33 protein-coding genes and 2 tRNA genes are annotated in these 25,868 nt (G+C 64.9%); 23 read left to right on the top strand and 12 right to left on the bottom strand.

Annotated elements, in window-relative coordinates; genetic code table 11:
* Positions 1 to 164 precede the first annotated feature (164 nt).
* From G9465_RS12595 to purF, 4 genes are all read left to right on the top strand, one after another.
* The gene (locus G9465_RS12595; protein ID WP_166970490.1) at positions 165 to 1,316 is read left to right on the top strand and encodes an AI-2E family transporter; all 1,152 of its coding nucleotides are present in this window, start codon (positions 165 to 167) and stop codon (positions 1,314 to 1,316) included.
* Positions 1,317 to 1,414: 98 nt separating this feature from the next.
* Positions 1,415 to 1,597, top strand: a complete 183-nt coding sequence (locus tag G9465_RS12590; RefSeq protein ID WP_166970488.1) for an LSM domain-containing protein — start codon at positions 1,415 to 1,417, stop codon at positions 1,595 to 1,597.
* Positions 1,594 to 1,767: a 50S ribosomal protein L37e gene (locus G9465_RS12585; RefSeq protein WP_004517916.1), complete on the top strand. Its 174-nt coding sequence runs from the start codon at positions 1,594 to 1,596 to the stop codon at positions 1,765 to 1,767. Before G9465_RS12590 ends, G9465_RS12585 begins: the two co-directional genes overlap by 4 nt.
* A 12-nt stretch (positions 1,768 to 1,779) precedes the next feature.
* The gene (gene purF, locus G9465_RS12580) at positions 1,780 to 3,222 is read left to right on the top strand and encodes an amidophosphoribosyltransferase (protein WP_166970486.1); all 1,443 of its coding nucleotides are present in this window, start codon (positions 1,780 to 1,782) and stop codon (positions 3,220 to 3,222) included.
* Between the two features lie 114 nt (positions 3,223 to 3,336).
* Here purF and G9465_RS12575 read toward each other — a convergent pair whose 3' ends face one another.
* Positions 3,337 to 3,894, bottom strand: a complete 558-nt coding sequence (locus tag G9465_RS12575) for a DUF420 domain-containing protein (protein WP_166970484.1) — start codon at positions 3,892 to 3,894, stop codon at positions 3,337 to 3,339.
* A 222-nt stretch (positions 3,895 to 4,116) separates the two neighbouring features.
* Here G9465_RS12575 and G9465_RS12570 point away from each other — a divergent pair, with 222 nt between their 5' ends.
* A complete protein-coding gene (locus G9465_RS12570) occupies positions 4,117 to 5,037 on the top strand; it encodes an LTA synthase family protein (RefSeq protein ID WP_166970482.1) in 921 nt (306 codons plus the stop codon).
* A 1-nt stretch (position 5,038) separates the two neighbouring features.
* On the opposite strand, the gene coxB is transcribed toward G9465_RS12570, so the two are convergent.
* Positions 5,039 to 5,812: a cytochrome c oxidase subunit II gene (gene coxB, locus G9465_RS12565; protein WP_166970479.1), complete on the bottom strand. Its 774-nt coding sequence runs from the start codon at positions 5,810 to 5,812 to the stop codon at positions 5,039 to 5,041.
* Positions 5,813 to 5,980: 168 nt separating this feature from the next.
* On the opposite strand from coxB, the gene G9465_RS12560 reads away from it, so the two are divergent.
* Together G9465_RS12560 and G9465_RS12555 are read left to right on the top strand one after the other, a co-directional pair.
* Entirely contained in the window at positions 5,981 to 8,254 is a 2,274-nt protein-coding gene (locus G9465_RS12560; RefSeq protein ID WP_166970477.1) for a DUF6789 family protein, read from the top strand.
* 3 nt (positions 8,255 to 8,257) lie between these two features.
* Positions 8,258 to 8,770, top strand: coding sequence for a hypothetical protein (locus G9465_RS12555; RefSeq protein ID WP_166970475.1), 513 nt, complete (start codon positions 8,258 to 8,260; stop codon positions 8,768 to 8,770).
* On the opposite strand, the gene G9465_RS12550 is transcribed toward G9465_RS12555, so the two are convergent.
* From G9465_RS12550 to G9465_RS12540, 3 genes are all read right to left on the bottom strand, one after another.
* Positions 8,767 to 9,600, bottom strand: a complete 834-nt coding sequence (locus G9465_RS12550) for a heme-copper oxidase subunit III (RefSeq protein WP_166970473.1) — start codon at positions 9,598 to 9,600, stop codon at positions 8,767 to 8,769. The genes G9465_RS12555 and G9465_RS12550 overlap by 4 nt on opposite strands.
* 96 nt (positions 9,601 to 9,696) lie before the next feature.
* Positions 9,697 to 11,964: a CDC48 family AAA ATPase gene (locus G9465_RS12545; RefSeq protein ID WP_166970471.1), complete on the bottom strand. Its 2,268-nt coding sequence runs from the start codon at positions 11,962 to 11,964 to the stop codon at positions 9,697 to 9,699.
* Positions 11,964 to 12,212, bottom strand: coding sequence for a hypothetical protein (locus tag G9465_RS12540; protein ID WP_166970469.1), 249 nt, complete (start codon positions 12,210 to 12,212; stop codon positions 11,964 to 11,966). The genes G9465_RS12545 and G9465_RS12540 overlap by 1 nt, the downstream gene beginning before the upstream one ends.
* A gap of 149 nt (positions 12,213 to 12,361) precedes the next feature.
* On the opposite strand from G9465_RS12540, the gene G9465_RS12535 reads away from it, so the two are divergent.
* Complete coding sequence (locus G9465_RS12535) at positions 12,362 to 13,150, top strand: alpha/beta fold hydrolase (protein ID WP_166970467.1); 789 nt, start codon at positions 12,362 to 12,364, stop codon at positions 13,148 to 13,150.
* A gap of 2 nt (positions 13,151 to 13,152) precedes the next feature.
* On the opposite strand, the gene G9465_RS12530 is transcribed toward G9465_RS12535, so the two are convergent.
* The gene (locus G9465_RS12530) at positions 13,153 to 13,839 is read right to left on the bottom strand and encodes a protein sorting system archaetidylserine synthase (protein WP_166970465.1); all 687 of its coding nucleotides are present in this window, start codon (positions 13,837 to 13,839) and stop codon (positions 13,153 to 13,155) included.
* A 46-nt stretch (positions 13,840 to 13,885) separates the two neighbouring features.
* Complete coding sequence (locus G9465_RS12525; RefSeq protein WP_166970463.1) at positions 13,886 to 14,560, bottom strand: hypothetical protein; 675 nt, start codon at positions 14,558 to 14,560, stop codon at positions 13,886 to 13,888.
* Positions 14,561 to 14,715: 155 nt separating this feature from the next.
* On the opposite strand from G9465_RS12525, the gene G9465_RS12520 reads away from it, so the two are divergent.
* Together G9465_RS12520 and G9465_RS12515 are read left to right on the top strand one after the other, a co-directional pair.
* The gene (locus G9465_RS12520) at positions 14,716 to 15,255 is read left to right on the top strand and encodes a hypothetical protein (protein WP_166970461.1); all 540 of its coding nucleotides are present in this window, start codon (positions 14,716 to 14,718) and stop codon (positions 15,253 to 15,255) included.
* Between the two features lie 163 nt (positions 15,256 to 15,418).
* A complete protein-coding gene (locus tag G9465_RS12515) occupies positions 15,419 to 15,568 on the top strand; it encodes a hypothetical protein (RefSeq protein ID WP_166970459.1) in 150 nt (49 codons plus the stop codon).
* Between the two features lie 45 nt (positions 15,569 to 15,613).
* On the opposite strand, the gene G9465_RS12510 is transcribed toward G9465_RS12515, so the two are convergent.
* Together G9465_RS12510 and G9465_RS12505 are read right to left on the bottom strand one after the other, a co-directional pair.
* Entirely contained in the window at positions 15,614 to 15,961 is a 348-nt protein-coding gene (locus G9465_RS12510) for a co-chaperone YbbN (RefSeq protein WP_166970457.1), read from the bottom strand.
* A 67-nt stretch (positions 15,962 to 16,028) separates the two neighbouring features.
* Positions 16,029 to 16,460, bottom strand: a complete 432-nt coding sequence (locus G9465_RS12505) for an SRPBCC domain-containing protein (protein ID WP_166970455.1) — start codon at positions 16,458 to 16,460, stop codon at positions 16,029 to 16,031.
* Between the two features lie 215 nt (positions 16,461 to 16,675).
* On the opposite strand from G9465_RS12505, the gene G9465_RS12500 reads away from it, so the two are divergent.
* A complete protein-coding gene (locus G9465_RS12500) occupies positions 16,676 to 16,987 on the top strand; it encodes a PRC-barrel domain-containing protein (protein ID WP_166970453.1) in 312 nt (103 codons plus the stop codon).
* On the opposite strand, the gene G9465_RS12495 is transcribed toward G9465_RS12500, so the two are convergent.
* Positions 16,984 to 18,444, bottom strand: a complete 1,461-nt coding sequence (locus tag G9465_RS12495) for a DHH family phosphoesterase (RefSeq protein ID WP_166970451.1) — start codon at positions 18,442 to 18,444, stop codon at positions 16,984 to 16,986. The genes G9465_RS12500 and G9465_RS12495 overlap by 4 nt on opposite strands.
* A 172-nt stretch (positions 18,445 to 18,616) precedes the next feature.
* Between G9465_RS12495 and G9465_RS12490 the strand changes: the two genes are divergently transcribed.
* Positions 18,617 to 18,690: transfer RNA gene (locus G9465_RS12490), tRNA-Lys, on the top strand.
* A 113-nt stretch (positions 18,691 to 18,803) separates the two neighbouring features.
* Entirely contained in the window at positions 18,804 to 19,040 is a 237-nt protein-coding gene (locus G9465_RS12485) for a hypothetical protein (protein WP_166970449.1), read from the top strand.
* A 17-nt stretch (positions 19,041 to 19,057) separates the two neighbouring features.
* Here the strand turns inward: G9465_RS12485 and G9465_RS12480 are convergent, their stop codons facing one another.
* Positions 19,058 to 19,495, bottom strand: a complete 438-nt coding sequence (locus G9465_RS12480) for a GNAT family N-acetyltransferase (protein ID WP_166970447.1) — start codon at positions 19,493 to 19,495, stop codon at positions 19,058 to 19,060.
* Positions 19,496 to 19,596: 101 nt separating this feature from the next.
* On the opposite strand from G9465_RS12480, the gene G9465_RS12475 reads away from it, so the two are divergent.
* Complete coding sequence (locus G9465_RS12475; protein WP_166970445.1) at positions 19,597 to 19,821, top strand: hypothetical protein; 225 nt, start codon at positions 19,597 to 19,599, stop codon at positions 19,819 to 19,821.
* 87 nt (positions 19,822 to 19,908) lie between these two features.
* Here G9465_RS12475 and guaB read toward each other — a convergent pair whose 3' ends face one another.
* The gene (guaB, locus tag G9465_RS12470; RefSeq protein WP_166970443.1) at positions 19,909 to 21,393 is read right to left on the bottom strand and encodes an IMP dehydrogenase; all 1,485 of its coding nucleotides are present in this window, start codon (positions 21,391 to 21,393) and stop codon (positions 19,909 to 19,911) included.
* A 197-nt stretch (positions 21,394 to 21,590) separates the two neighbouring features.
* Here guaB and G9465_RS12465 point away from each other — a divergent pair, with 197 nt between their 5' ends.
* The 9 genes from G9465_RS12465 to G9465_RS12430 all read left to right on the top strand — a co-directional run bounded on the left by G9465_RS12465 (position 21,591) and on the right by G9465_RS12430 (position 25,750).
* Positions 21,591 to 21,758: a hypothetical protein gene (locus tag G9465_RS12465; protein ID WP_166970441.1), complete on the top strand. Its 168-nt coding sequence runs from the start codon at positions 21,591 to 21,593 to the stop codon at positions 21,756 to 21,758.
* Between the two features lie 6 nt (positions 21,759 to 21,764).
* Positions 21,765 to 22,652, top strand: coding sequence for a DUF5794 domain-containing protein (locus G9465_RS12460; protein WP_166970439.1), 888 nt, complete (start codon positions 21,765 to 21,767; stop codon positions 22,650 to 22,652).
* Between the two features lie 38 nt (positions 22,653 to 22,690).
* Positions 22,691 to 22,918 carry a DUF5795 family protein gene (locus tag G9465_RS12455; protein WP_166970437.1) on the top strand — a complete coding sequence of 76 codons (228 nt, stop codon included), beginning with the start codon at positions 22,691 to 22,693 and terminating at the stop codon, positions 22,916 to 22,918.
* A 54-nt stretch (positions 22,919 to 22,972) separates the two neighbouring features.
* Positions 22,973 to 23,153 (top strand) — tRNA-Trp (locus tag G9465_RS12450).
* Positions 23,154 to 23,338: 185 nt separating this feature from the next.
* The gene (locus G9465_RS12445) at positions 23,339 to 23,668 is read left to right on the top strand and encodes a hypothetical protein (RefSeq protein WP_166970435.1); all 330 of its coding nucleotides are present in this window, start codon (positions 23,339 to 23,341) and stop codon (positions 23,666 to 23,668) included.
* A gap of 1 nt (position 23,669) precedes the next feature.
* Entirely contained in the window at positions 23,670 to 24,752 is a 1,083-nt protein-coding gene (locus G9465_RS12440) for a hypothetical protein (RefSeq protein WP_166970433.1), read from the top strand.
* Positions 24,749 to 25,114 carry a hypothetical protein gene (locus G9465_RS12435; RefSeq protein ID WP_166970431.1) on the top strand — a complete coding sequence of 122 codons (366 nt, stop codon included), beginning with the start codon at positions 24,749 to 24,751 and terminating at the stop codon, positions 25,112 to 25,114. The genes G9465_RS12440 and G9465_RS12435 overlap by 4 nt, the downstream gene beginning before the upstream one ends.
* The gene (locus G9465_RS26100) at positions 25,107 to 25,232 is read left to right on the top strand and encodes a hypothetical protein (RefSeq protein WP_255491944.1); all 126 of its coding nucleotides are present in this window, start codon (positions 25,107 to 25,109) and stop codon (positions 25,230 to 25,232) included. Before G9465_RS12435 ends, G9465_RS26100 begins: the two co-directional genes overlap by 8 nt.
* Positions 25,229 to 25,750 carry a hypothetical protein gene (locus tag G9465_RS12430; RefSeq protein WP_166970429.1) on the top strand — a complete coding sequence of 174 codons (522 nt, stop codon included), beginning with the start codon at positions 25,229 to 25,231 and terminating at the stop codon, positions 25,748 to 25,750. The genes G9465_RS26100 and G9465_RS12430 overlap by 4 nt, the downstream gene beginning before the upstream one ends.
* Positions 25,751 to 25,868 lie beyond the last annotated feature (118 nt).

Below are 25,868 nucleotides of genomic sequence, written 5' to 3'. Positions count from 1 at the left end.
CGGCCGACAGTATAACTGGCCCCTACCCCGGTGAAAGACCAGTATCCGGGCTATAACGAACCGCTGGCCTCGGCGATATCGACGTATGACCGGCGCCGCTTCCTGTCGCCCCGTCCGTTCGCCAGCGACGCGTCTCCCGACGGCGAGGAGGTCCGAACCATAGCATGGACGTGCCGCTCTCGCGGAGCCGGGCGGCGTGGTGGGTCGCCGGGTTCGTCGCGGCCGCCGTCGTGGCGTGGGTGCTCGCAAGTTACGTCGGCACGTTCGTTCTCGGCGTGTTCCTCTACTACGTGGCACGGCCGGCCTACCGACGCTTGCAGCCACGACTCCGTTCCACGGTCGCCGCGGCGACGGCCCTCTGTGTGCTCGCCGTGCCAGTGGTTCTCCTCGTGGGCTACACTCTCGCCGTCGCCGCACAGGAACTTGGCCGTCTCGCACAGACGGTCGATTTGGGACCGCTAGCTGAACGTATCGACCCCTATCTTGACGTTTCGGCGGTCGTACAGGACCCGGAGATGTTGCTCCGGAACCCGGACGTGATCGACGCCGGACAGTTGCTCGCCGAGGGCGTACTGGAGTACCTCCCGCTGGTCGGGACGGCGCTCATCAACCTGTTTCTGGCGCTCGCCGTCGCGTTCTACCTCCTCCGTGACGGGCCGCGACTCGGCCGGTGGCTTCGGGGTACGTTCGGGAACGGCACAGGCACCTTCGACGCGTACGTCCGCGCCGTCGACGAAGACCTCGGGAGCGTCTACTTCGGGAACATCCTCAACGCGTTCATCGTCGCCATCGTCGCCGTCGTCGTCTACACGGTGCTGAACGCCTTCGCGCCGGCGACCGGTATCCCGTACCCGGCGCTCATAGGCGTCCTCGCCGGCGCTGCGAGTCTGATTCCGGTCGTCGGCATGAAACTCGTGTACGCCCCCGTCGCCGTCGGCCTGTTCGCGCGCGCCGTCGTCGCGGACGAACCGCTCTGGTTCCCGACGGCGTTCGTCGTCCTGACCGTCGTGCTCGTCGATATCATCCCGGACCTCCTCCTCCGACCGTACGTCTCGGGCCGGAACCTCCACGTCGGACTCGTGATGATCGCTTACATCCTCGGCCCACTGCTCTTTGGATGGTACGGTCTCTTCCTCGGTCCGTTGGTGCTCGTCTTGGTCTTTCACTTCGCCCGTCTGGTACTGCCGATCCTCGTCGCCGGCGAGCGGACGGCAACGACGACGGCGATCCCGGGCGACCGACCCGACCACGAACCCGTCGAGGCGGACACGGCCGGGGAACCCCCGAACGACTCGCCGGAAAGTGACCTCGCGTAGACAGGTCTGTCCGCTATCGCCCGCTTCTGTCTAGCGTGTGTCCCGTTTGGGGCCGCGCAAGCGGTACGTTTAAGCGGCAGTCACTATCCCAACCGAACATGAGTGGACGACCGCTTGACGTTCTCGAAGCCTCGCTCGGCGAGGAGGTCACTGTACAACTCAAGGGCGGCGAGATATTCGAGGGGACGCTGACTGGGTACGACCAGCACATGAACCTCGTCATCGAAGACGAAGACACAACGATTATACGCGGGGATAACGTCGTCTCGATTAACCCATGACTGGTGCAGGAACCCCGAGCCAGGGTAAGAAGAACACCACGACACACACGAAGTGTCGTCGGTGTGGCGAGAAGTCGTATCACACCAAAAAGAAGGTCTGTTCGTCGTGCGGATTCGGTAAATCCGCCAAGCGACGAGACTACGAGTGGCAGTCGAAAGCCGGCGAATAACCCTCAACTACAATGCACGAGAAGTGCGGCGTCGTCGGCATCTCTCTCGAGGACCGTGACGCCGCCCGCCCCCTCTACTACTCCCTGTACGCCCTCCAGCACCGCGGCCAGGAGTCGGCCGGCATCGTCACCCACGACGGCTTCCAGCAACACAGCCACGTCGAGATGGGACTCGTCGGCGACGCCTTCGGCCCCGGAGACCTCGAATCGCTCAACGGATCGAACGGTATCGGCCACGTTCGCTACCCGACGGCAGGCAGCGTCAACACCTGCTGTGCCCAACCGTTCTCCGTCTCGTTCAAGTCCGGGTCGCTGGGCCTCTCTCACAACGGGAACCTCGTCAACGCCGACGAGATAGGCGACGAACTGGCCGACCTCGGCCACGCCTTCACGAGCGACGGCGACACCGAGGTCATCGCCCACGACCTCGCGCGCAACCTCTTAGAGGAGGACCTCGTCCGCGCGGTCAAGCGGACGATGGAGCGCATCCACGGGTCGTACTCGCTGACCATCATGCACGACGAGACGGTGCTCGGCGTCCGTGACCCGCAGGGCAATCGACCGCTCTGTATCGGTAAACTGGACGATGGGTACGTCCTCACCTCGGAGTCGGCAGCTATCGACACGCTGGACGGCGAACTCATCCGGGACGTCAAACCGGGCGAACTGGTCGTCCTCCACCCCGACGGCACCGGCTACGACACGTACCAACTCGTCGAACAGGCGAACACGGCCCACTGCTTCTTCGAACACGTCTACTTCGCGCGCCCGGACTCGACCATCGACGGCAGTCTGGTGTACGAAGTCCGGCGTGAACTGGGCCGCAAACTCTGGGAAGAGTCCGGCGTCGAGTCCGACGTCGTCCTCCCGGTACCCGACTCCGGGCGCGCGTTCGCCTCCGGGTACGCCGAGGCCGCACAGGACGACGGCTCGGACATCGAGTTCGCCGAGGGCCTGATGAAGAACCGTTACGTCGGCCGCACGTTCATCATGCCGACACAGGACGAGCGAGAGCGGGCCGTCCGCCTGAAACTCAACCCCATCAAGTCGACCATCGAGGGCAAGAAGGTCACCATCATCGACGACTCCATCGTCCGTGGGACCACCTCGACCCAACTTATCCAGTTGCTGAAAGACGCCGGCGCCGAGGAGGTCAACGTCCGCATCGGCGCGCCGCCCATCGTCGCACCGTGTTACATGGGCATCGACATGGCCTCCCGCGAGGAACTCATCGCCGGCGACCAGTCCGTCGAGGAGATCTGCGACGAAATCGAAGCCGACTCGCTGTCGTATCTCTCTATCGACGCTATCGCCGAGACCCTGCAGACGAGCAAAGCCGACCTCTGTCTGGGCTGTGTGACCGGCGAGTACCCCTACGACATCGAGGGGGAAGAGACCGACCGAGAGGTCACTCGTCCCGACATCGGCGAAGAACCGACGGTCGCGGACGACTGACGAAGAAAGCGACCGGCGCCCCGGTCTCCGATTTTGCGAACGGTGAGTGCGATACTGCTAGGGCGGCGTCCCGAGCGGTAACGCGTCGTTCGCTAGATGTCGACGAGTGTTCACTCACCACACGAGATACAGCATCGCGTAGACGACGATACCGAGCGAGAAGGAGACCAGCCACAGGCCGGCGGCCAGTTTGCCGGCCCGCGGGTGATTCGTCCGGCCGAGTTCCGACACCGGATAGCTCGCGGCCAGCAAGAGGACGTAGTAGACGGCCGGGATAGCGACGATAGCGAGCAGGATGTGGATAGCCAGCACCGGGAAGTAGACGTACGACTCGACGACGGCCGGACCAGTGAAGTCCGTCGGCCCCTCCAGCGTAATCCGGTACAGATAGAGGACGAGGAACGTGACGAACAACCCGAACGTCGAGAGCATCAGCCGGCGGTGTTGACGGACCCGTCCGTTCCGAATCGCACTGATTCCCGCGAGGATGGTGACGATGGCCGTCGCACTGACGACCGCGTTGACGTGGGGGATGGCTGCGAGGATCGCGTCGGGCGCGCGCGGGAGGACCGTCTGCGGAATCGCGCCGAGGACCGCACCGAACACGAGGGCCAGCGAGACGACGGTCAACAGCCCGGTCAATGCAGGGACACGCTCACGAACAGCTATCATGTGACGACGTAGGTGACTCGCGATAATGTGGGTTGTGACACGTCTCGGGGATGGGTACGCGGATGGCTTGCTGGTGGTCTTATAGATACCTTACGACGCGAGAGCCCGGGGATACCGTTCACCACGGCACGGAATTGCCTTCGAGAGAATGTGAGTCGATAAGTTCAGCTTAGGTGAGAATTTCTGTGATTTACAATGCTCCGCCTGTGCGGAGTTCGCCGTGTGCCATCACCACTCAAATGGGCCTATTACCAGTACGTCGGGGCCGCCATGTCGGTCCTGTCCCGATACCCCGTCGGGACGAACATCTACGAACGGGACTGGGACGCGCTCGTCATCCTCGATACGTGTCGGGTAGACGCGCTCCGTGAGGTGGCCCCGGAGTACGACTTCGTCGAGGACGTCGACGCCATCTGGTCGGTGGGGTCGGCCTCTGCGGAGTGGATCGCCCAGACGTTCACCGAGCGCTACCGTTCGGACGTCGAGCAGACGGCGCTCGTCTCGGCGAACGCGTTCACCGAACGCGTCCTGCGGAACCGGGAGTTTCCCGAGACCGGCCGTGGCATCTCGTTTACGAACTGGCAGACGCTACGTCCGGAGGACTTCGACTACGTCGACCAGCCCTGGAAGTACGCCGACCCGCCGCCGGTCGGACTGACGCTCCCCCGACCGGTGACGGAACGCGCCATCAGTGTCGGACGAGAGCGAGACCCTGAACGCCTCGTCGTCCACTACGAACAGCCACACCACCCGTTCACCGCACGGGCTATCGAGGAGGGTCGCGAGACGCTCGAACCGTGGGAGGGCGAACCATTCGAGTACCTCAAGAACGGCGGCGACTACGAGAGGGTCTGGGACGCGTACCTCGACAACCTCCGCTGGGTGCTCGACGAGGTCGAACTGTTGCTAGAGAACCTAGACGCCAACCGGGTGGTGCTGAGCGCCGACCACGGCAACGCATACGGCGAGTGGGGGATGTACATGCACCGCTATGCCGTGCCCGTCCCGGAAGTCAGGCGCGTGCCGTGGGCGGAGACGACGGCCGTAGACGAGCGGACGTTCGAACCGACGCTTGTACCGCCGGAACGCGAAGCCGAGACGGACACCGACGAACACCTCCGACAACTGGGCTATCTGCAGTGACTCAGGGGCGGGCGGCGACGCGTGCGGTCTGGTTATCCGTGCCGCTCACCGATGCCGTGGCGTTGCCAGAGCGACGGTCGGCCACCCACTCGTCGTACTCGGACTGGTTCAACACGAGGACGGTGGCGTGCATCCGACTGTGGCCGGAGCCACACAGTTCTGCGCAGTAGAGCCGGTAGGCTCCGGTCCGTGTCGCGTTCGTCCGCGCGACCGTCGCCTGTCCGGGGAAGATGTCCTGTTTGATACCGAGGTCCGGGACGTAAAACGAGTGGATGACGTCGGCCGACCTGAGCGTGAACCGCACGTCCGTGTCCTTCGGGATGACGAGACGGGACTGCGTGGTGACGTTCGAGTCGGGGTAGTGAAACTCCCAGCCCCACTGGTAGGCGAGTACTTCTACTTCCATGTCGTTCTGGAGGTCGCCGCCCGGTTCGGTCGTATCGGCGGCCGCGGGCGTGATGTAGGGGTTCGACAGCACGAAGAACGCGGAGAGACCGACGAAGACGAGAATCGCACCCGTCGCCGCCGTCCACGTTATCTCCAGTGCGGGGTCGTCGATGGTCGGCTTCGGGGTGTCGTTGTTCCGGAACCGGTAGATAGCGTACACCAGCGTCAGTTCGACGAACAGCGTCAGCGGTAAGGCGACGTACAGCAGTTGCTCGTTCAAGTCGTCGATAGCCGCCCGGTTCAGCGACTGTGCGGCCGCGGGGGCCGTGAACAGGAGGGCGCCGGCGACGAGGACACAGAGCCACGTCGCCACGCGACTGAGACGCATTAGCAAGTCCTTCCGCCGGGCATCACAAATAGCTTGGCCAGTGGGGGTATCGGGTCCGTCGACTACCCCGTCGTCGGGTAGTTTTATCAGCGTGGGGCTGGCAGTGTGTCTCAATGTCGCGCTGGACTGTTCGCCCCCGACTGCCGGCGGCTTCTCGGACGGACGAGGATGAACCGGGCCGTCGTCGAGGGGTCTGCCCTCGCGGTTCTCGCACTGGGGATACTGACACTCTGGTTCAAGGCCCGCCACAGCGCACGCCCAGAGAGCGACGGCGGGTACACCACGCGCGAGGAGATACAGTTCGAGATCGGCCGTCTCCGGTCACAGGTGTACCGCTGGCTGACCACGACGAACCACCGAGACATCGGCCTCCTCTACATCGCCTTTGGCACCGTCGCGGGCCTGTGGGGCGGGGTCGACGCGATGATGCTGCGGACTGAACTGCTCACCCCGCCCGCGGACATCTGGACGCCCGAGACGTACAACGCGCTGTTTACGACGCACGGCCTGACGATGCTGATATTCTTCGTCCTGCCGGTGTTCTTCGGCATCGGGAACTACGTCCTCCCGCTGCTCATCGGCGCCGACGACATGGCGTTCCCGCGCGTAAACGCCATCGGGTTCTGGCTGTTACCGCCGGCTCTCTTGCTGGTGCGGATGGGGCTACTCGTACAGGTCGGCGGGCAGTTTCTCAGTCTGTTCCTCCCCGAGGACACTATCGCCTTCTTCCTCGCGGTCCGCGAGGTGAGCGTCGGGTGGACGCTGTATGCCCCGCTGTCGGTCCAGCAACCGAACCCGCAGATAGACATGCTGTTGCTCGGCCTCCACCTCTCGGGCATCGCGACGACGGTGGGCGCCATCAACTTCATCTCTACTATCGTCTACGAACGGGCCGACGACGTGACGTGGGCGAATCTGGACATCTTCTCGTGGAATATGCTCGTGACCAGTGGCCTCGCCCTGTTTGCGTTCCCGCTCCTCGGGAGCGCGCTGGTGATGCTCCTGCTGGACCGGAACCTCGGAACGGCGTTCTTCGCGACGGAAGGCGGCGGCCCCATCCTCTGGCAACACCTGTTCTGGTTCTGGGGCCACCCAGAGGTGTACATCCTCTTTCTCCCGGCCTCTGGGTTGATGAGTACGCTCCTCCCGAAGTTCGTCGGCCGAAAACTGTTCGGCTACAAGTTCGTCGTCTACTCGACGCTGGGACTCGGGGTCCTCTCCTTTGGCGTCTGGGCACACCACATGTTCGTCTCGGGCGTCGACCCCCGACTCAAGGCGTCGTTCATGGCCATCTCCATCGCTATCGCCGTTCCCAGCGCCATCAAGGTGTTCAACTGGATAACCACGATGTGGGACGGTGAGATAGCACTGACGGCCCCGTTCATCCTCTGTGCGGGCGGCATCTCGACGTTCATCGTCGGCGGGGTCACCGGCGTCTTCCTCGCAGTCGTCCCCATCGACGTCCTGTATCACGGCACCTACTACGTCGTCGGCCACTTCCATCTCATCGTCGTCGGCATCATCCCCTTCCTGATGATCGCGGCGAGTTACTACTGGTACCCCCTCATCACCGGCCGGTGGTACGACACGCGTCTCGCGAAGTTCCAGGCGATACTCCTCGTCTTTGGCGCGTTCGTGACGTTCATGACGCTGCTGGTCATCGGCGGAGTGGGTCTGCCCCGTCGGCAGGCAATCTATCCGCCGGAGTACCAACTCGCCCAGCAGATAGCGACCGTCGGTGCCTACGTCGTCGGCCTCAGCGCGCTCATGTGGCTCTACAACATGCTGGTGTCCTATTGGCAGGGGGACGTGGTCCAGACGACTGACCCGTGGGAACTGAAAGCCACCAACCAGTTCACGCGCGAGTGGCAGTGGTTCGAGGAGCGCATGGTCGAGAAGTACGACCTCGAACCGGCCCAACCGACGACCACGCGGCGCTCGTACGCGCCGGAGATGGAACCGCTCGGCCTCCTCGGCGGGGTCGGGACCGTCGCCGAGAACGTCTACCGGAACGCGTCGATGGCGGCCGCCGGTGGCTTCGTCGGCACCGTGCTGATGACCGGCGGTATCGGCACCGCCATCGTCATCGACGTCCTCGACCCCGTCTCCTTCGGTGAGATCGCCGAACTTGTCGGCCTGCCGGCGGACCCGGCGCTGGGGGCGGCGCTGTTCCTCGTCGGCGGCACCGTGACGTGGCCGCTACTGTTTCTCGCGTTTCAGGAGTACCTCCCCGGGCGACTGCTGTTCGAGACGGGGCTGGTGTTCGCGACGCTCATCTCGACCGGGTTCGCCATCGCCTTCTATACGGGCCAGCGGGGACTGGCGCTCGTCGGCTATCTGGGCTTCGTCCTCGTCGCACACTGGGCCTACGGGCTGGGACTGACCGTGACCTTCCAGTATCTCCGCTCGCGGCGACGTAAGTCACGGGAGATGGGGGGCTGACCGATGAGCGACCAACCGGAGTCGGTGCTGTTTACCTACCTCGCGCCGTTCGTCGGCGTCCTGCTGGTCGCCGTCGGCATCGGCGCCGCCGTGCCGGGTGGCTACGCACTCATCCAAGACGAGATCAGCACCTGCGGCGAACCCACGATAGCCGTCGAGGGGTCCGAGGCGACGGAGCGACGGTTCAACGAGACGACGCCGCAGGTGGCCCGGTTCGAGTTCGAGGAGCTCTCGACGGCCGAGCAGACGGCCTTTACCGAAGCCCTTTCGCACCCGCGGGGTGAGGCGCACGTCTCGGGTGACTTCCCGAACGCCGTCCAGTTCCGCAACGGGTCGATAGTCCGCTACGAGGGCCAGCGTCACTACGTCACCGTCGTCTCGGAGAACCCCTGTTTCGACGCCGCGCCGCTACAGTTCCCGCTCGGCGTGTTCGCCATCGCGTTCGGCGTCGTCGGGATACTGACGCCGCCGCTGTACCGAAAACTGGTCGCACTCGAAGAGTCCGCCGAGAGTTAGACCGTCGATCCGACGTAGAGGACGAGAACGAGCACTATCCAGACGGCGTCGACGAAGTGCCAGTACAGCGAGGTCGTCCGGATGGCCGTGTCTCGGTCCGGTGTGTAGTGGCCGCGGAGCGACCGCCCGAACGCGATACCGATGAGGAGGACACCGAGTGCCACGTGGAGGCCGTGGAGGCCCGTCAGACCGTAGAAGGCGCTCCCCAGAATCCCGCTGGAGAAGGTGAAGCTATCCTCGACGACGAGTTCGTAGTACTCGACGGCTTGCCCGACGAGGAAGACGACACCCAACAGCAGCGTCACGCCCAGCAACCCGAGGTAGCGCTGTCGGTTCCCTGCCTCGAGCGCCTCGTGTCCGTAGTGGAGCGTGACGCTACTGGCGACCAGCAACGCGGTGTTGACGAGGACGAGCGACCCCAGCAGCGGCGGGAGATGGTCGGGCGGCCACGCACCGACGCGGACGAACGCGTAGTAGACGAAGCCGGCCGAGAACGTCGCGACGTCGGAGGCGAGAAACAGCACCATCGTGGTGCTATAGAGGGCCGACTCGCCGCCGCGCGACTGCCGATAGTCCGCGATGAACGCCTCGTTGGCCCATCCGGCGAGGCCGACCACGAGCCCTACGGCACCCACGGGGGCGAGTACCGTCGGGAGAACCGACGGGACGAGGTCCCCGCCGACGAAGAAGAGACCGGCACCGAGATACAACGTCGCTGCGCCGACGGCCGCGACCAGCGGCCAGCGACTCCGGTGCTCGTGTTCGTGACCGTCCTCGTCCTCGTACCCGTCGGGAGCGTGCTCGGACGCGACGTCTGTCGACCCGGCCATTGCCAGAAGTGCGGCCGCGGTCGTTAAAAAACTGGTCCGGCGGCGCCACTCATCGTGGCGGCAGGTAAACGGAACGTACGAAAATCGGGGGTCGGACTACTGGAACGTCCGGCCGACCTTTTCCTCTTCGAGGTCGGGTTCGGCGGTGTCGAAGCGCTTCTCGATTTCGGCGTAGCGCTCGCGCGTCTCGTCGGTGACGCTCGGACCCACCTCGTCGAGCGCGTGCTCGAAGTGGTCCATCGTCACGCGGACGTTCCCGACCGAGTCGCCGATGTCTTCGGGGTCGACGCTGTTGATGAACTCCCGGGTCGCGGCCATCGACGCTTCGCGGCAGACGGCCTCGATGTCGGCGCCCACGTAACCCTCGGTCCGTCGGGCGAGACTGTCGAGGTCGACGCCGTCTGCGAGCGGTTTGTCGCGGGTGTGGACCGTGAAGATGGCCCGTCGGGCCTCTTCGTCGGGCACCGGCACGTGGACGTGTCGGTCCAGCCGACCGGGTCGCAACAGCGCGCTGTCGATGAGGTCCGGGCGGTTGGTCGTCGCGACGACCACGACGTCTTCCATGTCCTCGATGCCGTCGAGTTCGGTCAGCAGTTGCGAGACGACCCGTTCCCCGACGCCGGAGTCGGTCTGCCCGCCACCGCGTTCGGTCGCGATGGAGTCGATTTCGTCGAAGAACACCACGGTCGGGGCGTTCTCACGGGCCTTGCTGAACACTTCGCGGACGCCCTTCTCGGACTCCCCGACGAACTTGTTCAGCAGTTCGGGACCCTTCACCGAGATGAAGTTCGAGTCGGCCTCGTTGGCGACGGCCTTCGCCAGCAGCGTCTTCCCCGTGCCCGGCGGGCCGTAGAGCAGGACGCCCTTCGCGGCGTCCAGGTCCATCGACTCGAACACCTCGCCGTACTCCAGCGGCCACTGGATGGTCTCCCGGAGGCGTTCTTTAGTGTCTTCGAGGCCACCGACCGAGTCCCACGTGACTTCGGGCACCTCGACGAAGACTTCCCGTAGCGCCGAGGGCTCGATGCCCTTCATCGCGTCCTTGACGTCGTCGTCGCTGATCTCCAACTTCTCCAGGACCTCGGCGTCGATCTCCTCGGATTCGAGGTCGAGTTCCGGGCGGATGCGCCGGAGCGCGTTCATCGCGCTCTCTTTCGTCAGCGAGGCGAGGTCGGCGCCGACGAACCCGTGGGTGTTCTCGGCGTAGCTGTCGAGGTCGATCTCCTCGGAGAGGGGCATCCCGCGGGTGTGGACCTGCAGAATCTCCTTGCGGCCTTCCTTGTCCGGGACGCCGATTTCGATCTCGCGGTCGAAGCGGCCGCCACGGCGCAGGGCGGGGTCGATGGCGTCGACGCGGTTGGTCGCGCCGATGACGATGACCTGCCCGCGCTCTTCGAGGCCGTCCATCAGCGAGAGGAGCTGTGCGACGACGCGCCGTTCGACGTCGCCCTGAGTCTCGCCACGTTTGGGGGCGATGGAGTCGATTTCGTCGATGAAGACGATAGCAGGGGAGTTCTCCTCGGCCTCCTCGAAGACCTCACGGAGTTGCTCCTCGCTCTCGCCGTAGTACTTCGACATGATCTCCGGCCCGGAAATCGTCGTGAAGTACGCGTCTATCTCGTTGGCGACGGCCTTCGCCATCAGCGTCTTCCCGGTGCCGGGCGGACCGTGGAGGAGGACGCCTTTCGGCGGCTCGATGCCCAGCTGCTGGAACAGTTCGGGGTGGCGCATCGGGAGCTCTATCATCTCCCGGACCTGTTCGAGTTCGCTGTCGAGGCCGCCGATGTCCTCGTAGGTCACGTCGGGCGAGCCACGGTCGGCCGCTCCCTCTTCACCGCGAATCTGTTCGGCCGGCTTCTCGCTGACCTGAATCTCGGTGGAGTCGGTGACGACGACGGTCCCGGTGGGGTCGGTGTCGGCTATCTTCAGCGGAATCTTCTGGCCGGACATCGACGAGAGCGGCCCGAGGCCGAAGCTCACGGGTACTGTCTGGCCCTGCGTGACGGCCTGTCCGCTGAGGTTGTTCCGAATCATCGGGCCGACGTTGCCTCGGACCCGGAGGTTCTGGGGAAGCGCGACCGTGACGTTGGTAGCGGGCTTGACGTCGGCCTTTTCGACGGTGACGCCGTCGTCGATACCGACGCCGGCCTCCTGGCGCAACTGCCCGTCGATGCGGACGATGCCCTGTGCCTCGTCCTCGGGGTAGCCCGGCCAGACGCGCGCGACGGCGCGGTTGCCCTGCTTGCCTTCGAGGACGATGTAATCGCCGTTCTCGAGGTCCATCTCGTCCATCGCGGCCCTGTCGATGGCTGCGAGTCCACGGCCGGCGTCTTTCTGTTTGAGCGGTTTGACAGTAAGTTTCATCAGTAGTCTCCCTCTCCTTCTGACAGTTCGATAGTGAGGACCCCGTTGTTGATAAACGCTCGTCCGTCGGCGGCCTCCGGAACGTCTTGTTCGTACTGCTCGTCACCCGCGACGACAATGACCGTGCCGTCGACGACGTCCACGCTGGCATCGTCTAAGGCACCCACGTCCGCCGCGAGCACGACGCTGTCGTCGTACTCGAATCGGCGGAGCGGCGTCTCGTCGAACAACTGTTGTTCTGAACTCATCCTAACTACGAGTAAGTGAGACAAGTATTTATATATTTCGCCAAAATGCGCCATACGGCGGCTACATCGAGAAAGTTGACTGTTTGCGGTTCACACCGTTTCGGTCGTCGTCGGATGGCTTTATTCTCCCGCCGCTCGTCCGTGCACACATGGATACAGTCGCCCACCACGGGCGGACAACGGCGTACCGAGTGACCAGCGGCGACGGCGACGGGCCGGTCGCACTGTACGTTCACGGGAGCGGTGCGACCCATCGCGTGTGGGCGAACCAGTACGCGCCGAGTGGTCCCACACGGCCTGCGGTGGCCCTCGACTTGAGCGGCCACGGGGAATCCGACGATATCGACTCCCCGCCGGGACCCGAGACGCTCGCGGCCTACGCGGCCGACGTCGTCGCCGTCGCCCGCGCCGTCGACGCCGACGTCCTCGTCGGGAACTCACTCGGTGGCGCCGTCGCACAGTGGGTCACGCTGGAGACGGACTGGCGACCCGAGGCGCTCGTACTGGTGGGGACTGGCCCGACGCTCCCGGTGTTCGACGGGTTGAGGGACTGGTTGGAGACGGACTTCGACCGCGCGGTCGCGTTCCTGCACGGCCGTGACCGTCTCTTTCACGACGCCGACGGGGAACTGGCGGCCCGGTCCCGCGAGGAGATGCGCGAGACGGGACAGGCCGTCACCCGGCGGGACTTTCTGACCAGTCACCAGTTCGACGTCGCCAGCCGCCTCGGAGACGTCGACGTGCCGACCCTCGCGGTGTGCGGGGAACACGACACGCTCACGCCCCGGTCCTACCACGAGCGACTGGCCAGCGAGATACCCGACGGCGAGTTCGCCGTGATCCCCGACGCCGCACACCTCGCGATGCTCGAACAGCCTGCCGTCTTCAACGAGACGGTGCAGGACTTTCTCGCTGCACGGCTGTCCGAGGGGGAGTGAACTCAGTCGAGCCAGTAGTATCGCGGTCCCAGCGCGAAAAAGAGGAGCGCGATGGCGAGCATGAGTCTCGGAGCGGCCCGACCGAAGGCCGTCGGTGCGACGACGGAGCCAAACAGCACCACACCCATCGGTCCGACGGTCTTCACGCCCGGTTTGGGGTAGTCGAACGGCGCGACCTGTGCGACGGCGAGGAGGGCCACGCCGGCGGCGACGACGACGGGGTCCGTGACGTCGGCCAGATACGCCGTCGCGAGGACGATTGCACCGAGCGAGTTGGGCATCCCCGGCCGCTCGTCGGGCGCGTCGAAGTACGTCGAGTAGAACGCGGTCCGGACCACCGAGAGGACGGCGTACAGCGACGCCACGAGGACGAGGCCGACGAAGACGAGGGGCGTTCCGGCCTCGATACCGCCGAAGGCGTCGGTCAGCAGGACGTAGACGAACAGACTCGGCGTGACGCCGAAAGAGACCACGTCGGTTATCGAGTCGAGTAGCGGGCCGACCTCCGAACTGTCGCTACTGCGGGCGACGATGCCGTCGAGGGCGTCGACGATGACCGACAGGAGGAGAAGACGGGCGGCCAGATGGAGGTCGGCGAAGGCGACGGCCCCGGCGGCGAACCCGACGACGGCGTTGACCAGCGTGACGGCGTCGGCGACACTGAGTCGGCGATGCACCTCGAATCCCATGCCTGCCCGGTGGGCCACCGCCTACATGAAAGAGTCGAAACGGGCGTCACTCCTCGGGGAGGTCGTACCCGAAGACGAAGCGGGCCGCGGTCGCGAGCGTCCCCGTGACGAGGAGGTACAGTTGCCAGCCACCGCGAGCGACCGGGAAGATCCGGTCGACGTTCTCCGGTTCGCGCTGGCCCGGCGTCGGGTCGACGCCGGTGTCCATCTGGACGGTGCTCGTGTTACCGATAGACTGGAGTGACGGGCCGCCGCCCCCGTCGTTGGCGCCTCCACCGGTGTTCCAGTCGACGAACGTCTGGACGATGCCCCGCTGACTCGACAGTTCGAGTTTCCCCCTGAAGACGTAGAACTCGTCGTGGATGGGCCACAGGAGGTTGGCACCGCCGGTGACGGCGTCGAACAGCACGTGTCCGACCGCGTAGACGACGACGCAGAACCACGCGACCCGAACGCCGTAGGCGCCCCAGCGACTGCGGACGTACGACTCCTCGCGGACGTAGCAGTCGATAGCTAGCACGCCCGCCAGTATCGCCGGGATGACGAGGTTCGTCGTCGCGGTCCGGTGGCCGAACTGCGAGAACAGCGCGACGAACGCGTCGACGTCGGGAATCGTGACGACGACGAGCGAGAGCAACAGCGAGCGTCTGTCGAAGGCCGCACCGAGCACGGTCGCCGCGAGTAGCCCTACAAACGCGTAGTGGACGACCAGCGATGGCATACGTTCACTCACGACACGACCGAGATGAGTGTTGCGGTGAGCCGTGCAGAACGTATTTATACGACCATGGAGATTTAAGTTGCAAGGTGGGGTTGAATGTGTTCGAGCGTGGTGCTGGGGGACGTGCCAGTACCAGATGAAAGCGGGAGACATCAGTGAGCAGCAACAGGGACACCACCGGTGTCCGCGAGTTACGACTCGACCCGGGGGCACAGGCGCTCCTGTCGCTCGATACGATGCAGTCCCCATTCAGGGAACTGCCGCCGAGTGCCTACGCGAACCTCCTCGTGGTGTCTTCGACGGCACCGGACGACGTCGCCAGCGTCCTCGACGACGCCGGTGCGGACCTGAGTCGTGTCGGACAGATTCCGATAACGGGGTCGGAAGTGGACTACGACGGGCCGATGTGGACCAGTGACCCGGTAGTCCCGGACGACTTGACGGGACTCAGTATGCGACTCTCGCGCGTGGTGAACTCCCTCGGGGCTGGCCGCGGGTGGCTAGTGTTCGACAACCTGAACGTATTCCTGCTGTACGCGAGGGAGGAACGCGTGCTTCGGTTCTTCGACCACGTGGCTACACTCGCGCGCAACCACGAGATTTACGGCGTCTATACGCTCGTCAGGGACGCTATCGACGACCAGACGTACGAACGGATTCGCCGTTCGTTCGACGTCGAAGTCGACCGTCGGTGAACTCGTCGCCCGTCACGGGCGCTTCTGTCCCGGACTGGACAGAGGCGCTGCTCTGTCCGACCAGTAGCGCGGCAGGAACCGATGCGAGACCCCTCGGACGACGGGGCCGGTACGCGACGCCGGTGTCCAAGAGTAGCCCGGCGACGAACTCGGACGCACCGAAATGCCCCGCGTACACTGGGCGTATCGGGGCGACGATGCCCCAGCACAACAGGTCTACCACGACGGGAGCGACCGCGAGGTCAGTCGGTTACTCGATGTCCGCCGTATCCGGCACGACAACCTCGTCTCATGTGACCGTTTCCGGGAGTAACCCTCACGAGTCCGGAACTGAAACCGCGGTGTGGGTCTTCTGACACTACCGGCCGTGTTCGTCGATGAGGGTTCTGAGCGTCGTCTCGTCTTCGAGGCCGACCCGTCGCTCGACCGGATCACCGTTGGCAAGCAACAGCAGGGTCGGCACGCCGCGGACGTCGAACTCGCGAGCGAGCGCCGGTGCTTCGTCGACGTCGATTTTTGCGACGCCTGCCGACGTGTCCGCGGCGACGGTCTCTATCGCCGGTTCGAGTAGCCTGCAGGGACCACACCAGTCCGCGTAGAAGTCGACGAGGAGGACCGACGTGTTCGCCACCAGTTCGTCGAGGTGCGCCTCGCTCTCGACGTGTATCGGCGTGTCGGTGGACTCTGTCTCGCTCGCGTCCGCCATGCCGCGTGTTACGCAATCACGATGCTTAACGGCTCTGTCGGTGTGTTGGTGGCGTACACGACCGCACTCACCGCTCCGTGAGTTCCGTGGCACGTCGGCGCAACCCGACATTCATCTGCTCGAATCCGCGACGCATCCGGCGACCGAGGCGGTCGACGATGCGACCGGCGAACGGTCCGTCGATAGTCTCGTGTTGGACGAACCGGGTAGTCCCGTCGTTCTGCGGTACGAGCAGGAAACTGTGTTCGGCGTCGTACCCGAAGAGACGTGACCGCCAGCGTAGCTCACGTGCTGGCTCGATGACCGTAATCTCCGGGCTGAACGATACTGTCGGCAGTCCGGGCACTGAGAGTCGCGCCGAGACGGCCTTCCCGACGGCGAACTCGCCGTCGACCGCCAGCAGCGTGTTCCACTGCGGGTAGGCGTCGACGTCGGTCAACACTCTCCAGACGACGCTCGGCGGTGCTGGGACGTCGATACTGGCGGATACCTCCGGCATCGTGGCTCCGTTAGGTTCGTCTCCTGAAAAGCTTCCCGAGTGTCTCCGCTTCGTCTGTCCGGCCGCTGTAGGACCGTCCCAGAACCGCTCTCCTCTGAGAGCGGACACGGCGGCGTTCGACGCGTCGGGGAAGTCACAGCCTGCGCCACCTCGGTCGCAGACGAGCGTCTGACGCGCAATGAAAGTTTAAGACCCGTCCGGCCCAGCAGGTGAGTATGGACCACAAGAGCGCTCCACAGGAGATTACGACGCTCGTCGGCAGAGAGGTGTACTCGAAGAACGGTGTGTTCGTCGGCGAGGTCGAGGACATCCGTCTGGACCTCGACCACGAGGCGGTCACGGGTCTCGCCCTCCACCAACTCAACAACGAACTGTTCGGTGCCGACGCACGCTCGTCTCGCGGCGCCATCGTCCCGTACCGCTGGGTACAGGCCGTCGGCGACGTCGTCATCGTCAACGACATCGTAGAGCGTCTGCGACAACCGGACGCCGAGGGGGACGAAGACGAAGAAGAGGTTCCCGCCTAGTTCCCGTTCGAGCTTTCGCCGCTCGAACTATCGACGCCCATCGCTTCGAACAGTTTTCGCTTGACGGCTTCTTCGGTCAGTTCCAGCAGGGTATCGCGGTTGTCGTCGCTCGTGTCCAGTCCGGTGAAGATACCGAGCGGAATCTCGACGCTCGCGTCCGTCGAGTGCCCGGCCGTCTCGCCCATGTCGCCGAAGGCGTCCGAGAGCACTTTCCCGATGTTCATCCGGATGTCCTTCGACCGAGCGGCGAGGTAGATGGTGTCGTCGGCGATGGCGAACACCGCCGTCGTCGTGATCCCTTCGAGGTTGAGGAGGTGCTGTGCGGCCTGTGAGAGGGCGTCCCGGTCGCGGATGAACCCCGCGTTAGAGACGAGGTGGCTCCCCTGTACTTCGCGGTTCCGGATGGCCTCGGCCAGCACGTCGAGCGTCTCCGGACTCATCGACGGCGACTCGACCTGTTCGAGCGTGTCGTGGTCTGCGAACGGGTAGAGGTACGCGGCAGCCGTCAGGTCGGCCGGCGTGGTGTCCCGTTTGAAGTCCAGTGTCTCGGCGCGGATGCCGTAGAGCAACGCCGTCGCGACGGTCTGGTCGAGCGTGAGGTCCAGTTCCTGGATGTACTTCGTGAGGATGGTCGAGGTGGCCGAGACGTTCGGCCGGATGTCGGAGAACGCGGCGTCGTACTCGTGGTCGTGTTCGTAGTGGTCGATAACGATGTCGACCGAACTGATGTCGGGTTCGCCGCCTTTCGCGACGTCGACCAGTGCGAACGTGTCGTAGTCGTCCAGCGAGACAGACCGTCTGGAATCGAGTTCGATGCCCAGCAGGTTCACGAACGCGCGGTTCTCCTGATGGCCGATCTCGCCTTCGTAGATGATGTCGGCCTCGACGTCACGGCTCGCGGCGATAGCACGCAGTGCGGCCGCGGAGGCGATGGAGTCCGGGTCCGGCGAGCGGTGGATGAGAATCGCCATCCGGTCCTCGGTGGCGTCGATGACGTCGCTCAACTGCGAGGCTTTGTACTCCAACTCGCCCGTCTCAAGTGCCCGAAGCGCCGAGTCGGCGATGACCGCCGACGGGTTGATGACCACGTCGGCCCCGAGTTCGGTGAGTTCGTCCGCCGAGACGGGGTCGTCCGCCCGGGCGACGATGAACTGGTCGCCGTCCGCCGCTCGGATGTTCTTGACCGCCTCGGCGTTGGCGTTTACGTCCGGGGACATGATGAGAACGACGTCGCGCTCTCGGACCGTCTCGACGACGCGTTGCTCGGCGATGTCCGCCTGCTGGGCGTTGAGGTCCTGGTCTCGCAGAGCTTCGACGCGTCCCTCGTCGGCATCGAGGATGAGGACGTCTTTTCCCTCGTCGACGAGTTCCTCCGCCACGGCGTGGCCCACGCTTCCACACCCCAAAATGGCGTATGTAGACATTGAGGCCATCGTGATGCCGCTGGCTGCACTCATTGCGTGTGAGTGTGGACGGCACGTACTTATATCACACCGTCTCGGTGAGAGCGCTGGTTCGCTGGTCCGCGTCTCGGATCTGTCGGCCGCGCCCTGCTTGCAGGCCGGTGACGTCCGCCGATTCGAAAGGAAACGTATTTACAAGGGCCTCCGCAACCAATGAGTGCAGACAGGGCCGGTAGCTCAGTCTGGCAGAGCGACGGCCTCTTAAGCCGTCGGTCGAGGGTTCAAATCCCTTCCGGCCCGCTTTCCTGTACCGAACCAAACGCGTGACCGGCAGGTGTCTCGTCCCTGCCGACCGAACCGTCCGGCTTCCCGGCACCCGAAAACATTTGTCGGTGTCCCGAGTCGAATCCCGTATGTCCCTCCCACTGTTGCAACTCCCCGGTGCGGTAGAGCTGCTCGTCGTCCTGTTCGTGTTCGTCATCGGACTCGTCATCCTCGTCGGTGCGAGTTACTGGGTCTACTCCGACGCGAAGGGGCGCGGGAACGACAACGCCGTCCTCTGGGCGGTTCTGACGGCACTGGGATTTTTCCTCGGACTCGTTCCGGGACTGCTGGTCCTCGTCGTCTACCTCGTTGTCGGCCGCAAGTAGAGTAGCACCGACCGTGCTCACTCCAGCGGCTTGACCATCTCGACGTGAGGAATCCCTGCCTCTTCGAACGTCTCTCCCTCGGCCTCGTAGCCGAGTTTCTCGTAGAACTCCTCGACGCGCGACTGCCCGTGCAGGAACGCCGACGTCGCGCCCTGTTCCCGGGCCGTGGTCTCGGCGGCGTCCATCACGCGGACCCCCAGTCCCTCACCACGGTAGGATTCGAGAACGGCGACCCGTTCGATCCGAGCGGTCGTCTCGTCGACGAACCGGAAGCGGGCGGTCGCGACTGGGTCGTCGCCGTCGGTGACGACGACGTGGGTCGCTTCGTCGTCCTTGTCGTCCATCTCCTCTGTCTCGTCGACGCCCTGTTCCTCGATGAAGACGGCACGGCGGACTGCGCGTGCCTGGTCACCCAACGCCGCGTCCCCACCGACGTAACACTCATAGGGGAGCATGGCCCCCAGTAACGAACCGACTGGGGAGTATGTTGCGTTCGACGTTACTCACTGGGTCTCGCCGCAAACATCTATGTCGTGGCTGGTGTATGGCACCGTGTATGTCCGAGGAGTATGCCAGCGACCACGAACACGAGGTGTCGGCCGAGTACCTCTATCCCGCCGACGCGGACGTACTCGACATCTACGAACGAGATGGCACACTGTACGTCGACGTCGCGACAGTGTGTCCAGAGTGTAGCGACACGCTGGCACTGTCCGCGTCGGTGGAGTCAGTACGCGGCGTCGACGTGGACCTACCGCTCGACGACGACTACTACGACTGAGTCACACCGTACTCGTACTCGTAACGGACCCCGCCGGCGAACAAACGGACCCGGTCTCGCTCGGTGGCTGAGCGCCGAGACGCCGAGTCAGTTGTCGGGACTGTAGTTCGGCGCTTCGTCCGTAATCATCACGTCGTGGGGGTGGCTCTCCTGCTGGCCGGCCGCAGAGACGCGGACGAACTCCGAGCGCTCTTTGAACTCCGGAATCGTCTCGGCACCGACGTAGCCCATCCCGGACTGCATCCCGCCGACGAGTTGGTGGAGTTCGGAGGCGAGCGACCCCTTGTACGGCGTCGCTGCCTCGACGCCCTCGGGGACGTACTCCTCGTTTTCGTCCTCTTCTTTGAGGTAGCGCTCGCCGCCGCCCTCGTTCATCGCGCCGACGCTGCCCATGCCCCGGTACTGCTTGTACTTCTTGCCGTTCATCGTGATGACCCGGCCCGGTGCCTCGTCGGTGCCGGCGAAGTACGACCCGAGCATCACGGCGTCCGCACCGGCCGCGATAGCCTTGATAGCGTCACCGGAGTAGCGAATCCCGCCGTCGGCGATGACCGGGACGTCGTGCTGGCTGGCGACGTCTGCGACCTGTGCGACGGCCGTAATCTGGGGCATTCCAGAGCCAGTGACCACGCGCGTCGTACAGATAGAGCCGGGGCCGATACCGACCTTCACGCCGTCGGCGAAGTCGACGACGGCCTCGGCGGCCTCTCGGGTGCCGATGTTGCCGACGACGACGTCGGCGCCGACCTCGGCCTTGATTTCGCGGGCGCTGTCGATGACGTTCGCGTTGTGCGCGTGAGCGCAGTCGATGAAGAGGATGTCCGCGCCAGCGTCGTCTGCGGTCTGTGCGCGGTCGACTTCGAACGGGCCGACGGCGGCGCCGACGCGGAGTTTTCCCTCGTCGTCGCGGGCGGCCTCGTCGTACTCGCGGCGCTGGAGGACGCCCTTCATCGTCACGAGGCCGACGAGGCGGTTCTCGTCGTCCACGATGGGGACGCGCTCTATCTTGTGGTCGTACATCAGTTCGAGCGCTTCCCGGGGGGTGACGTCCTCGGGGGCCGTGACGACTTCGTCGGTCATGGCCTCGGTGACGGCGTCGGACTCGCCGACTTCGAGGTACGGACGGATGTCCGTCCCGGAGATGATACCGAGCACTTCGCCGCTCTCGCCGTCGACGACGGGGGCGCCGGAGACGCCGTTCCGGTCCATCATCTCGTCGACTTCACTGACCGTCTGTTCGGGGCTCGCGGTGACGACGTCGCGGATGATGAGTTCGTCGGCGCGCTTGACACGTTCGATTTCGGCGGCCATCTGGTCGGCGTCCATGTTGCGGTGGAGGACGCCGAGACCACCCTGCCGAGCCATGGCGATTGCCATGTCGCTCTCCGTGACGGTGTCCATCGCGGCGGTCAGCACGGGGACGTTCAACTGGACGCTCTTCGAGACGCGTGTCGTCGTATCGGCCTCGTCGGGTTCGACGCGGGACTCTTTCGGTCGCAGCAGTACGTCGTCGAAGGTCAACGCCTCCGGAACGCGGAGTTTCTCGGAGAAAGGATCGGAATCGTTCGCCATGTAAGCCGTCCACGACGGCCGGGCAAAAACGTTGCGAGACTGGCCGAGACTGGGTCGGGGTGGCACACGGGAGCGTTCGGTCTTCGGCGTCGTCGCGGGACGACTGTCCAGTTGTGTGGGGCTGATTCGCACGTTTCACGAGGTGTGGGGTCGAATCTCACACAACGCTTATACTCTGGTGAAAGATAGTTATAGATATGCGTCTCACCGAATCCACCCCCGAGGCCAGCGGCCTGCAATCGACGTGCTCGACGGCGTCGAACACATTTTGGGTGGATTTCGGGAAGTCGAAGGGGTGGCAATCGACCGTCGGTCGGGTCGGCGCCGTAGACACCCATCGGGAACAGGGGCATCCCCGTCCGTAACACGCGATGAGTAGCTCCAGACATCCGGTCGCACTCGACATAGAGCGACGCGTCGGTCGTGGCGGTCGCCTGCTGGCGACGGTCATGGGACTCCCGCTCGTCGACGGCATCTTCCCCGTCCTCGTCCTCGCGGGCGCGCTTACGACGTGGACCGGGATGCTCGAAGTCGGCCTGCTCGTCTTCGGCGGGTCCGCGATGGTCGCCGTCGTCCTCGCAGAGATGGAGGGCGGCCCCCGCGAACAGGCCAAGACGGTCCTGCTAATCGGTGCGCTGTTGCTCCCCGTCGCCGTCCTCGAAGCGGCCATCGCACCGACTATCGCCGGAATCGTTCGTCTGGCCATCTTCGAGCGCTTTGCCGGCATCGTCATCATGGCCATCGCGGCCCAGACGGCGAGCGCCCGCATCGGCGAAGTGCTGCCCCGGCCCGCCATCATCGTGGGACTGGGTCTGCTTGCGAGCCTCGACCCCGCGGGCGCGTCGCTGGTCGTCGAGGCCGACGTGGCGACGATGGCCCGCGCCGCGGCGACGGCCGGCATCGGCGTCGGGTTCGCCCTCGTCGTCGCACTGGCGAGTCCGTGGCTCCGCAACGCCGTCGACATCGACCGTTTCCGCTTCGGGAGCGCCGTCGCACTGGGCGTCCTCGCACTCTCCGTGTTGGGACTGATGCCGACGACGGCACCGGTCGCACTCGCCGTCCTCGCCGTCACGGCGTTACTATCCTTCGACCCCGACAACGCCCGCGAGCGACACAGCGAGTACCGCCCCGACAGCATCGACCTCACGGCCGCGTTCGCCGACGGCGGGGCCTCTCAGGGCGTCGCGGCGGACGAGCGAACCGACGACGGCGCCGCCGTCGAGTACGATCCGGACCAAGAACGCGCGCCGTGGCTCTGAGGGGGAACGCTTAGGCGTCTCACGCTCTCCGTTCCGATATGGCCGACAATCGCGTGGTTCAGGGACGGATGCAGACCCCCGAGAGCCTCGCCGAACTCATCGAAGGCGAGAGCGTGATGGACGCAGAACCGATAGAAGACGCCGACCGCGACTGCCCGGACTGTGGCGAGAACGTGGTCTCCGTGGGCTATATGCCCTCGGCGCTGGAGTTCGTCACCGGGTACAAGTGCCAAGAGTGTGATTGGTCCGACACCGACCGGGACTGAACACCGGCGGGCAATCGAAATCCCTTTACGGTAACTCGGTAAACGACGGAGTGCGGGGTCGTGGCCTAGTCCGGGAAGGCGGCTGACTCCAGAGGCCACGTGCCTGGGACGAAACTCCAAGGGCTGATATACTGAGCGACCGACTGATCATCGGTTCGCGACGATGACCCTCTGGAGTTCCGAGGCACAGGACGGAGATATCAGCCGATCGGGGGTTCAAATCCCTCCGACCCCATTCCGTCTATCAATTTAACGGTGGGATTTATCAACCAGAAGCGGCCGCTCAGGAGGGGTCGCTGTGAGTATCTACCCGACCCACGAGTCGGGTGTCGATCCCGCTCACTGCGAGTTCTGCGGACAGGTTATCGACGCTGACCCGCAGGAGTGTCCAGCCACTGACAACGGTCGGAGGTGCCGGCCATGACCGTCACGCTGGAGACACCGTGTCTCACCGACGGCAACTGGGTCCGCCGATCGGCCGACTCTCGAGGCGTCGACGGGCACGATCTCTGCGACCAGTGTTTCCCTGACGGCTGGGACACGGTCGCCGAGAAAGACGTCGAGACGTTTCTGACGACCGGCCGAACGCGGTCGAAACTCCACCGGAGTATCGACACTGGCGACGACGCCGACACGAGCGAGTTCGGAAACCACGACTACCCCGACCGGACGCTCGCCTCGCGAGTCCTCAACGGCGACGTGACGGTCGATCACGAGTTCGAGTGGGACCGCGCGGGAGGTGACGCGTAGGATGGTCTCGCACGACGACGTGTGCGAGTCCTGCGGTGCCGTCGGCCGAACGACCGTGACCCGCTTCGCGGACGGCTCGCGCTACGAGATGTGCGAGCCGTGTACCCGCGATTGGCTCCTCATCTGGCGGCACTTCTGCGAGATTCAGCCCCAGCAGGCCAACCGCGTCCGGGCGCAGGCGAACCGCGATACCCTCGCTCGTAGCGACGGCGGCCGGCCGGTGACTGACGGCGGGTCTGACGAGTCGGTCGACACCGAGGCGTGGATCCTCGACGAAATCCGGACGCGAACCGGGCCGAATCCCGAGAGCCGGCAGAACGTGGAAGGTGACTTGTGGACGTCGAAAAAGCGGGTTGCTAAGCACGCAGGGAAGTTCTCGACACCCGTCTCAGAACCCGAGGTCCGAGCGGTGATTCGGCGGCTTCGCAGCGAGGACCGCCTCTTATACTGGCACGGTTTGGTGACGCTGGCGACCGAGGAGTATCTTCGCGCCATCATCCAGAGCGAACTGAACGCTGACGTTACCCGGAACATCCTCATCGGGAAGTGTAACCGGCGATTGCAGGATGGTAGCCGAGAGGTGGTCACCGACGGCGGTCGTCGCGAAACCCATCTCGTCGAGCGTGGCCTGTTCATTCCCGACGATCTCCGCGAGTTCAGCGGACAGGTCGTGTTCCGCACGCCACGGTCTACGATTCAGCACTTCGGGAGTGAGCCACTGAACGCCTACTACGGCCTCATCGACGCGAGTCACTTCGGCGAGATCGAATCGTTCGACACTTGCGATCCGAAAAACCCGGACCTCGCCCCCGACGGACTGCGTATCAAGCCGCAGGGCGAGGATCCGGTCGGGTTTGCCGTCGACGTTGAGCCTGCTGTTCGGTGTGACGGTGGGCAGCGAGTGTGTCAAACGGGGAGGAGCGATCTGACGGTGTCGTGGTGTCGAACACACAAAGCTCAGTTGCGGGAGTGGTCTCCTCCCCGTTTGCAATGTCTGTGTGGTGTGTTAATAAGCCCCACGATTTCGAGCTTACGTAACCACCTCGCAGCAGACACGGCCACTGACCGGGAGGGGTCGCAGTGACGCTGTACCCGTCGGGTGGCGAGGCAGCTACACTCGCCCTCGCCTACTGCCTGCTGTCGTGGTTCGTCGGCGGGCTGTACGGCGCCTACGCGTGGGAACGCACCCACCGCGACCGGCCGCTCCGAGAGATATGCGGGCTCGCCGATCAGGAGGTCGCCACCGACGGCGGCCGCGACACGTTCGAGTGTGACGGTTGCGGCGACGAGACGCCCGTCGGGAAGCGCTGGCGCTACCTCCGCCCGGACCAGCCCGACGAGGGGCCGCTCCAACACGACGACCTCTGTCCGACGTGTTCGACGCGGAAGGACTCGTCACGATTGTTCCGGTCGGCCGACGATATCGGAGGTGAGGACGGTGCGTAGCATCGCCCGCGAGCACCTCCTCGGCGCGACGGTGTGGGCCTACGGTGGCGGTACCGCCATCGTCAAGCCCTGGACCAGTCGTGACCACTTCTCGCGGTTCTGGAGGGTGGGCTCGTGAGTAGCGCCACAGACCTGGCCGACCCGAAGGCCATCGGTCTCGACGTCGAGACCCTCGTCGTCGGCGCGGTCGACGCACTGGCAGCCGCCGAGGATGACGACGCCCATCACGACGCCGTCGTGACCGAGCTACTCTGTCCGTCGCTCGTCGACGCCGACGTGCCGGTCGTCTTCTGTGGGACGCCGCTCGTGCCCGTCGGTGCCCGCGTCGAGATCAAGGCGGCGAAGCGCTGGACCAGCGACGGCGCTGGCCGGTCGCGTGGTCGGTGGGTGCTGAAGGGTCGCGACGACGGGCAGCACGCGGCGCTCCTGGACGGTGCGGACTACTACGGACTGGCCGTCTACGAGACGACGCCCAGCGACGAGCGGGTACTGGTCGCGGTCGCCGTGATCCCGGCGTCGCTCCTGGACGAGCATCTCCGTGGTCGGTGGCGCGAGACCGACCGGCGCGAGGGCACGCTCGCGAAACTCGGCTGGCCACACGTCCTCGGCGACGTTCTCGGAGGTGAGTCAGCGTGAAGGGCGGTACTGCCCACAATCTGGATTCGAAACGCTGGCGATCATTCATTTGGGGAGCAGATGATATCGCTGATTTCGCAGTCGGGAGTACTCTCGTTCATACACTCCTGACAGAGAT

This window comes from Haloarcula sp. JP-L23 (genome assembly GCF_011602445.1).
In the GTDB taxonomy this organism is placed as follows: Archaea; Halobacteriota; Halobacteria; order Halobacteriales; family Haloarculaceae; genus Haloarcula; species Haloarcula pellucida.
The sequence above is the reverse complement of the archived record's forward strand: the minus strand, read 5'-3'. Positions and strand labels throughout refer to the sequence as shown.

What these genes read in the sequence shown, in the direction of transcription:
- G9465_RS12525 (WP_166970463.1), bottom strand. Translation starts at nt 14,560, where the DNA reads ATGCCATCGCTGGTCGTCCACTACGCGTTTGTAGGGCTACTCGCGGCG.
- G9465_RS12440 (WP_166970433.1), top strand. Translation starts at nt 23,670, where the DNA reads ATGGTCTCGCACGACGACGTGTGCGAGTCCTGCGGTGCCGTCGGCCGA.
- G9465_RS12495 (WP_166970451.1), bottom strand. Translation starts at nt 18,444, where the DNA reads ATGAGTGCAGCCAGCGGCATCACGATGGCCTCAATGTCTACATACGCC.
- G9465_RS12475 (WP_166970445.1), top strand. Translation starts at nt 19,597, where the DNA reads ATGTCCGAGGAGTATGCCAGCGACCACGAACACGAGGTGTCGGCCGAG.
- G9465_RS12560 (WP_166970477.1), top strand. Translation starts at nt 5,981, where the DNA reads ATGAACCGGGCCGTCGTCGAGGGGTCTGCCCTCGCGGTTCTCGCACTG.
- G9465_RS12535 (WP_166970467.1), top strand. Translation starts at nt 12,362, where the DNA reads ATGGATACAGTCGCCCACCACGGGCGGACAACGGCGTACCGAGTGACC.
- guaB (WP_166970443.1), bottom strand. Translation starts at nt 21,393, where the DNA reads ATGGCGAACGATTCCGATCCTTTCTCCGAGAAACTCCGCGTTCCGGAG.
- G9465_RS12595 (WP_166970490.1), top strand. Translation starts at nt 165, where the DNA reads ATGGACGTGCCGCTCTCGCGGAGCCGGGCGGCGTGGTGGGTCGCCGGG.
- coxB (WP_166970479.1), bottom strand. Translation starts at nt 5,812, where the DNA reads ATGCGTCTCAGTCGCGTGGCGACGTGGCTCTGTGTCCTCGTCGCCGGC.
- G9465_RS12575 (WP_166970484.1), bottom strand. Translation starts at nt 3,894, where the DNA reads ATGATAGCTGTTCGTGAGCGTGTCCCTGCATTGACCGGGCTGTTGACC.
- G9465_RS12540 (WP_166970469.1), bottom strand. Translation starts at nt 12,212, where the DNA reads ATGAGTTCAGAACAACAGTTGTTCGACGAGACGCCGCTCCGCCGATTC.
- G9465_RS12500 (WP_166970453.1), top strand. Translation starts at nt 16,676, where the DNA reads ATGGACCACAAGAGCGCTCCACAGGAGATTACGACGCTCGTCGGCAGA.
- G9465_RS12550 (WP_166970473.1), bottom strand. Translation starts at nt 9,600, where the DNA reads ATGGCCGGGTCGACAGACGTCGCGTCCGAGCACGCTCCCGACGGGTAC.
- G9465_RS12515 (WP_166970459.1), top strand. Translation starts at nt 15,419, where the DNA reads ATGCCCCGCGTACACTGGGCGTATCGGGGCGACGATGCCCCAGCACAA.
- G9465_RS12485 (WP_166970449.1), top strand. Translation starts at nt 18,804, where the DNA reads ATGTCCCTCCCACTGTTGCAACTCCCCGGTGCGGTAGAGCTGCTCGTC.
- G9465_RS12480 (WP_166970447.1), bottom strand. Translation starts at nt 19,495, where the DNA reads ATGCTCCCCTATGAGTGTTACGTCGGTGGGGACGCGGCGTTGGGTGAC.
- G9465_RS12510 (WP_166970457.1), bottom strand. Translation starts at nt 15,961, where the DNA reads ATGGCGGACGCGAGCGAGACAGAGTCCACCGACACGCCGATACACGTC.
- G9465_RS12590 (WP_166970488.1), top strand. Translation starts at nt 1,415, where the DNA reads ATGAGTGGACGACCGCTTGACGTTCTCGAAGCCTCGCTCGGCGAGGAG.
- G9465_RS12555 (WP_166970475.1), top strand. Translation starts at nt 8,258, where the DNA reads ATGAGCGACCAACCGGAGTCGGTGCTGTTTACCTACCTCGCGCCGTTC.
- G9465_RS12545 (WP_166970471.1), bottom strand. Translation starts at nt 11,964, where the DNA reads ATGAAACTTACTGTCAAACCGCTCAAACAGAAAGACGCCGGCCGTGGA.
- G9465_RS12445 (WP_166970435.1), top strand. Translation starts at nt 23,339, where the DNA reads ATGACCGTCACGCTGGAGACACCGTGTCTCACCGACGGCAACTGGGTC.
- purF (WP_166970486.1), top strand. Translation starts at nt 1,780, where the DNA reads ATGCACGAGAAGTGCGGCGTCGTCGGCATCTCTCTCGAGGACCGTGAC.
- G9465_RS12530 (WP_166970465.1), bottom strand. Translation starts at nt 13,839, where the DNA reads ATGGGATTCGAGGTGCATCGCCGACTCAGTGTCGCCGACGCCGTCACG.
- G9465_RS12455 (WP_166970437.1), top strand. Translation starts at nt 22,691, where the DNA reads ATGGCCGACAATCGCGTGGTTCAGGGACGGATGCAGACCCCCGAGAGC.
- G9465_RS12460 (WP_166970439.1), top strand. Translation starts at nt 21,765, where the DNA reads ATGAGTAGCTCCAGACATCCGGTCGCACTCGACATAGAGCGACGCGTC.
- G9465_RS12465 (WP_166970441.1), top strand. Translation starts at nt 21,591, where the DNA reads ATGCGTCTCACCGAATCCACCCCCGAGGCCAGCGGCCTGCAATCGACG.
- G9465_RS12505 (WP_166970455.1), bottom strand. Translation starts at nt 16,460, where the DNA reads ATGCCGGAGGTATCCGCCAGTATCGACGTCCCAGCACCGCCGAGCGTC.
- G9465_RS12585 (WP_004517916.1), top strand. Translation starts at nt 1,594, where the DNA reads ATGACTGGTGCAGGAACCCCGAGCCAGGGTAAGAAGAACACCACGACA.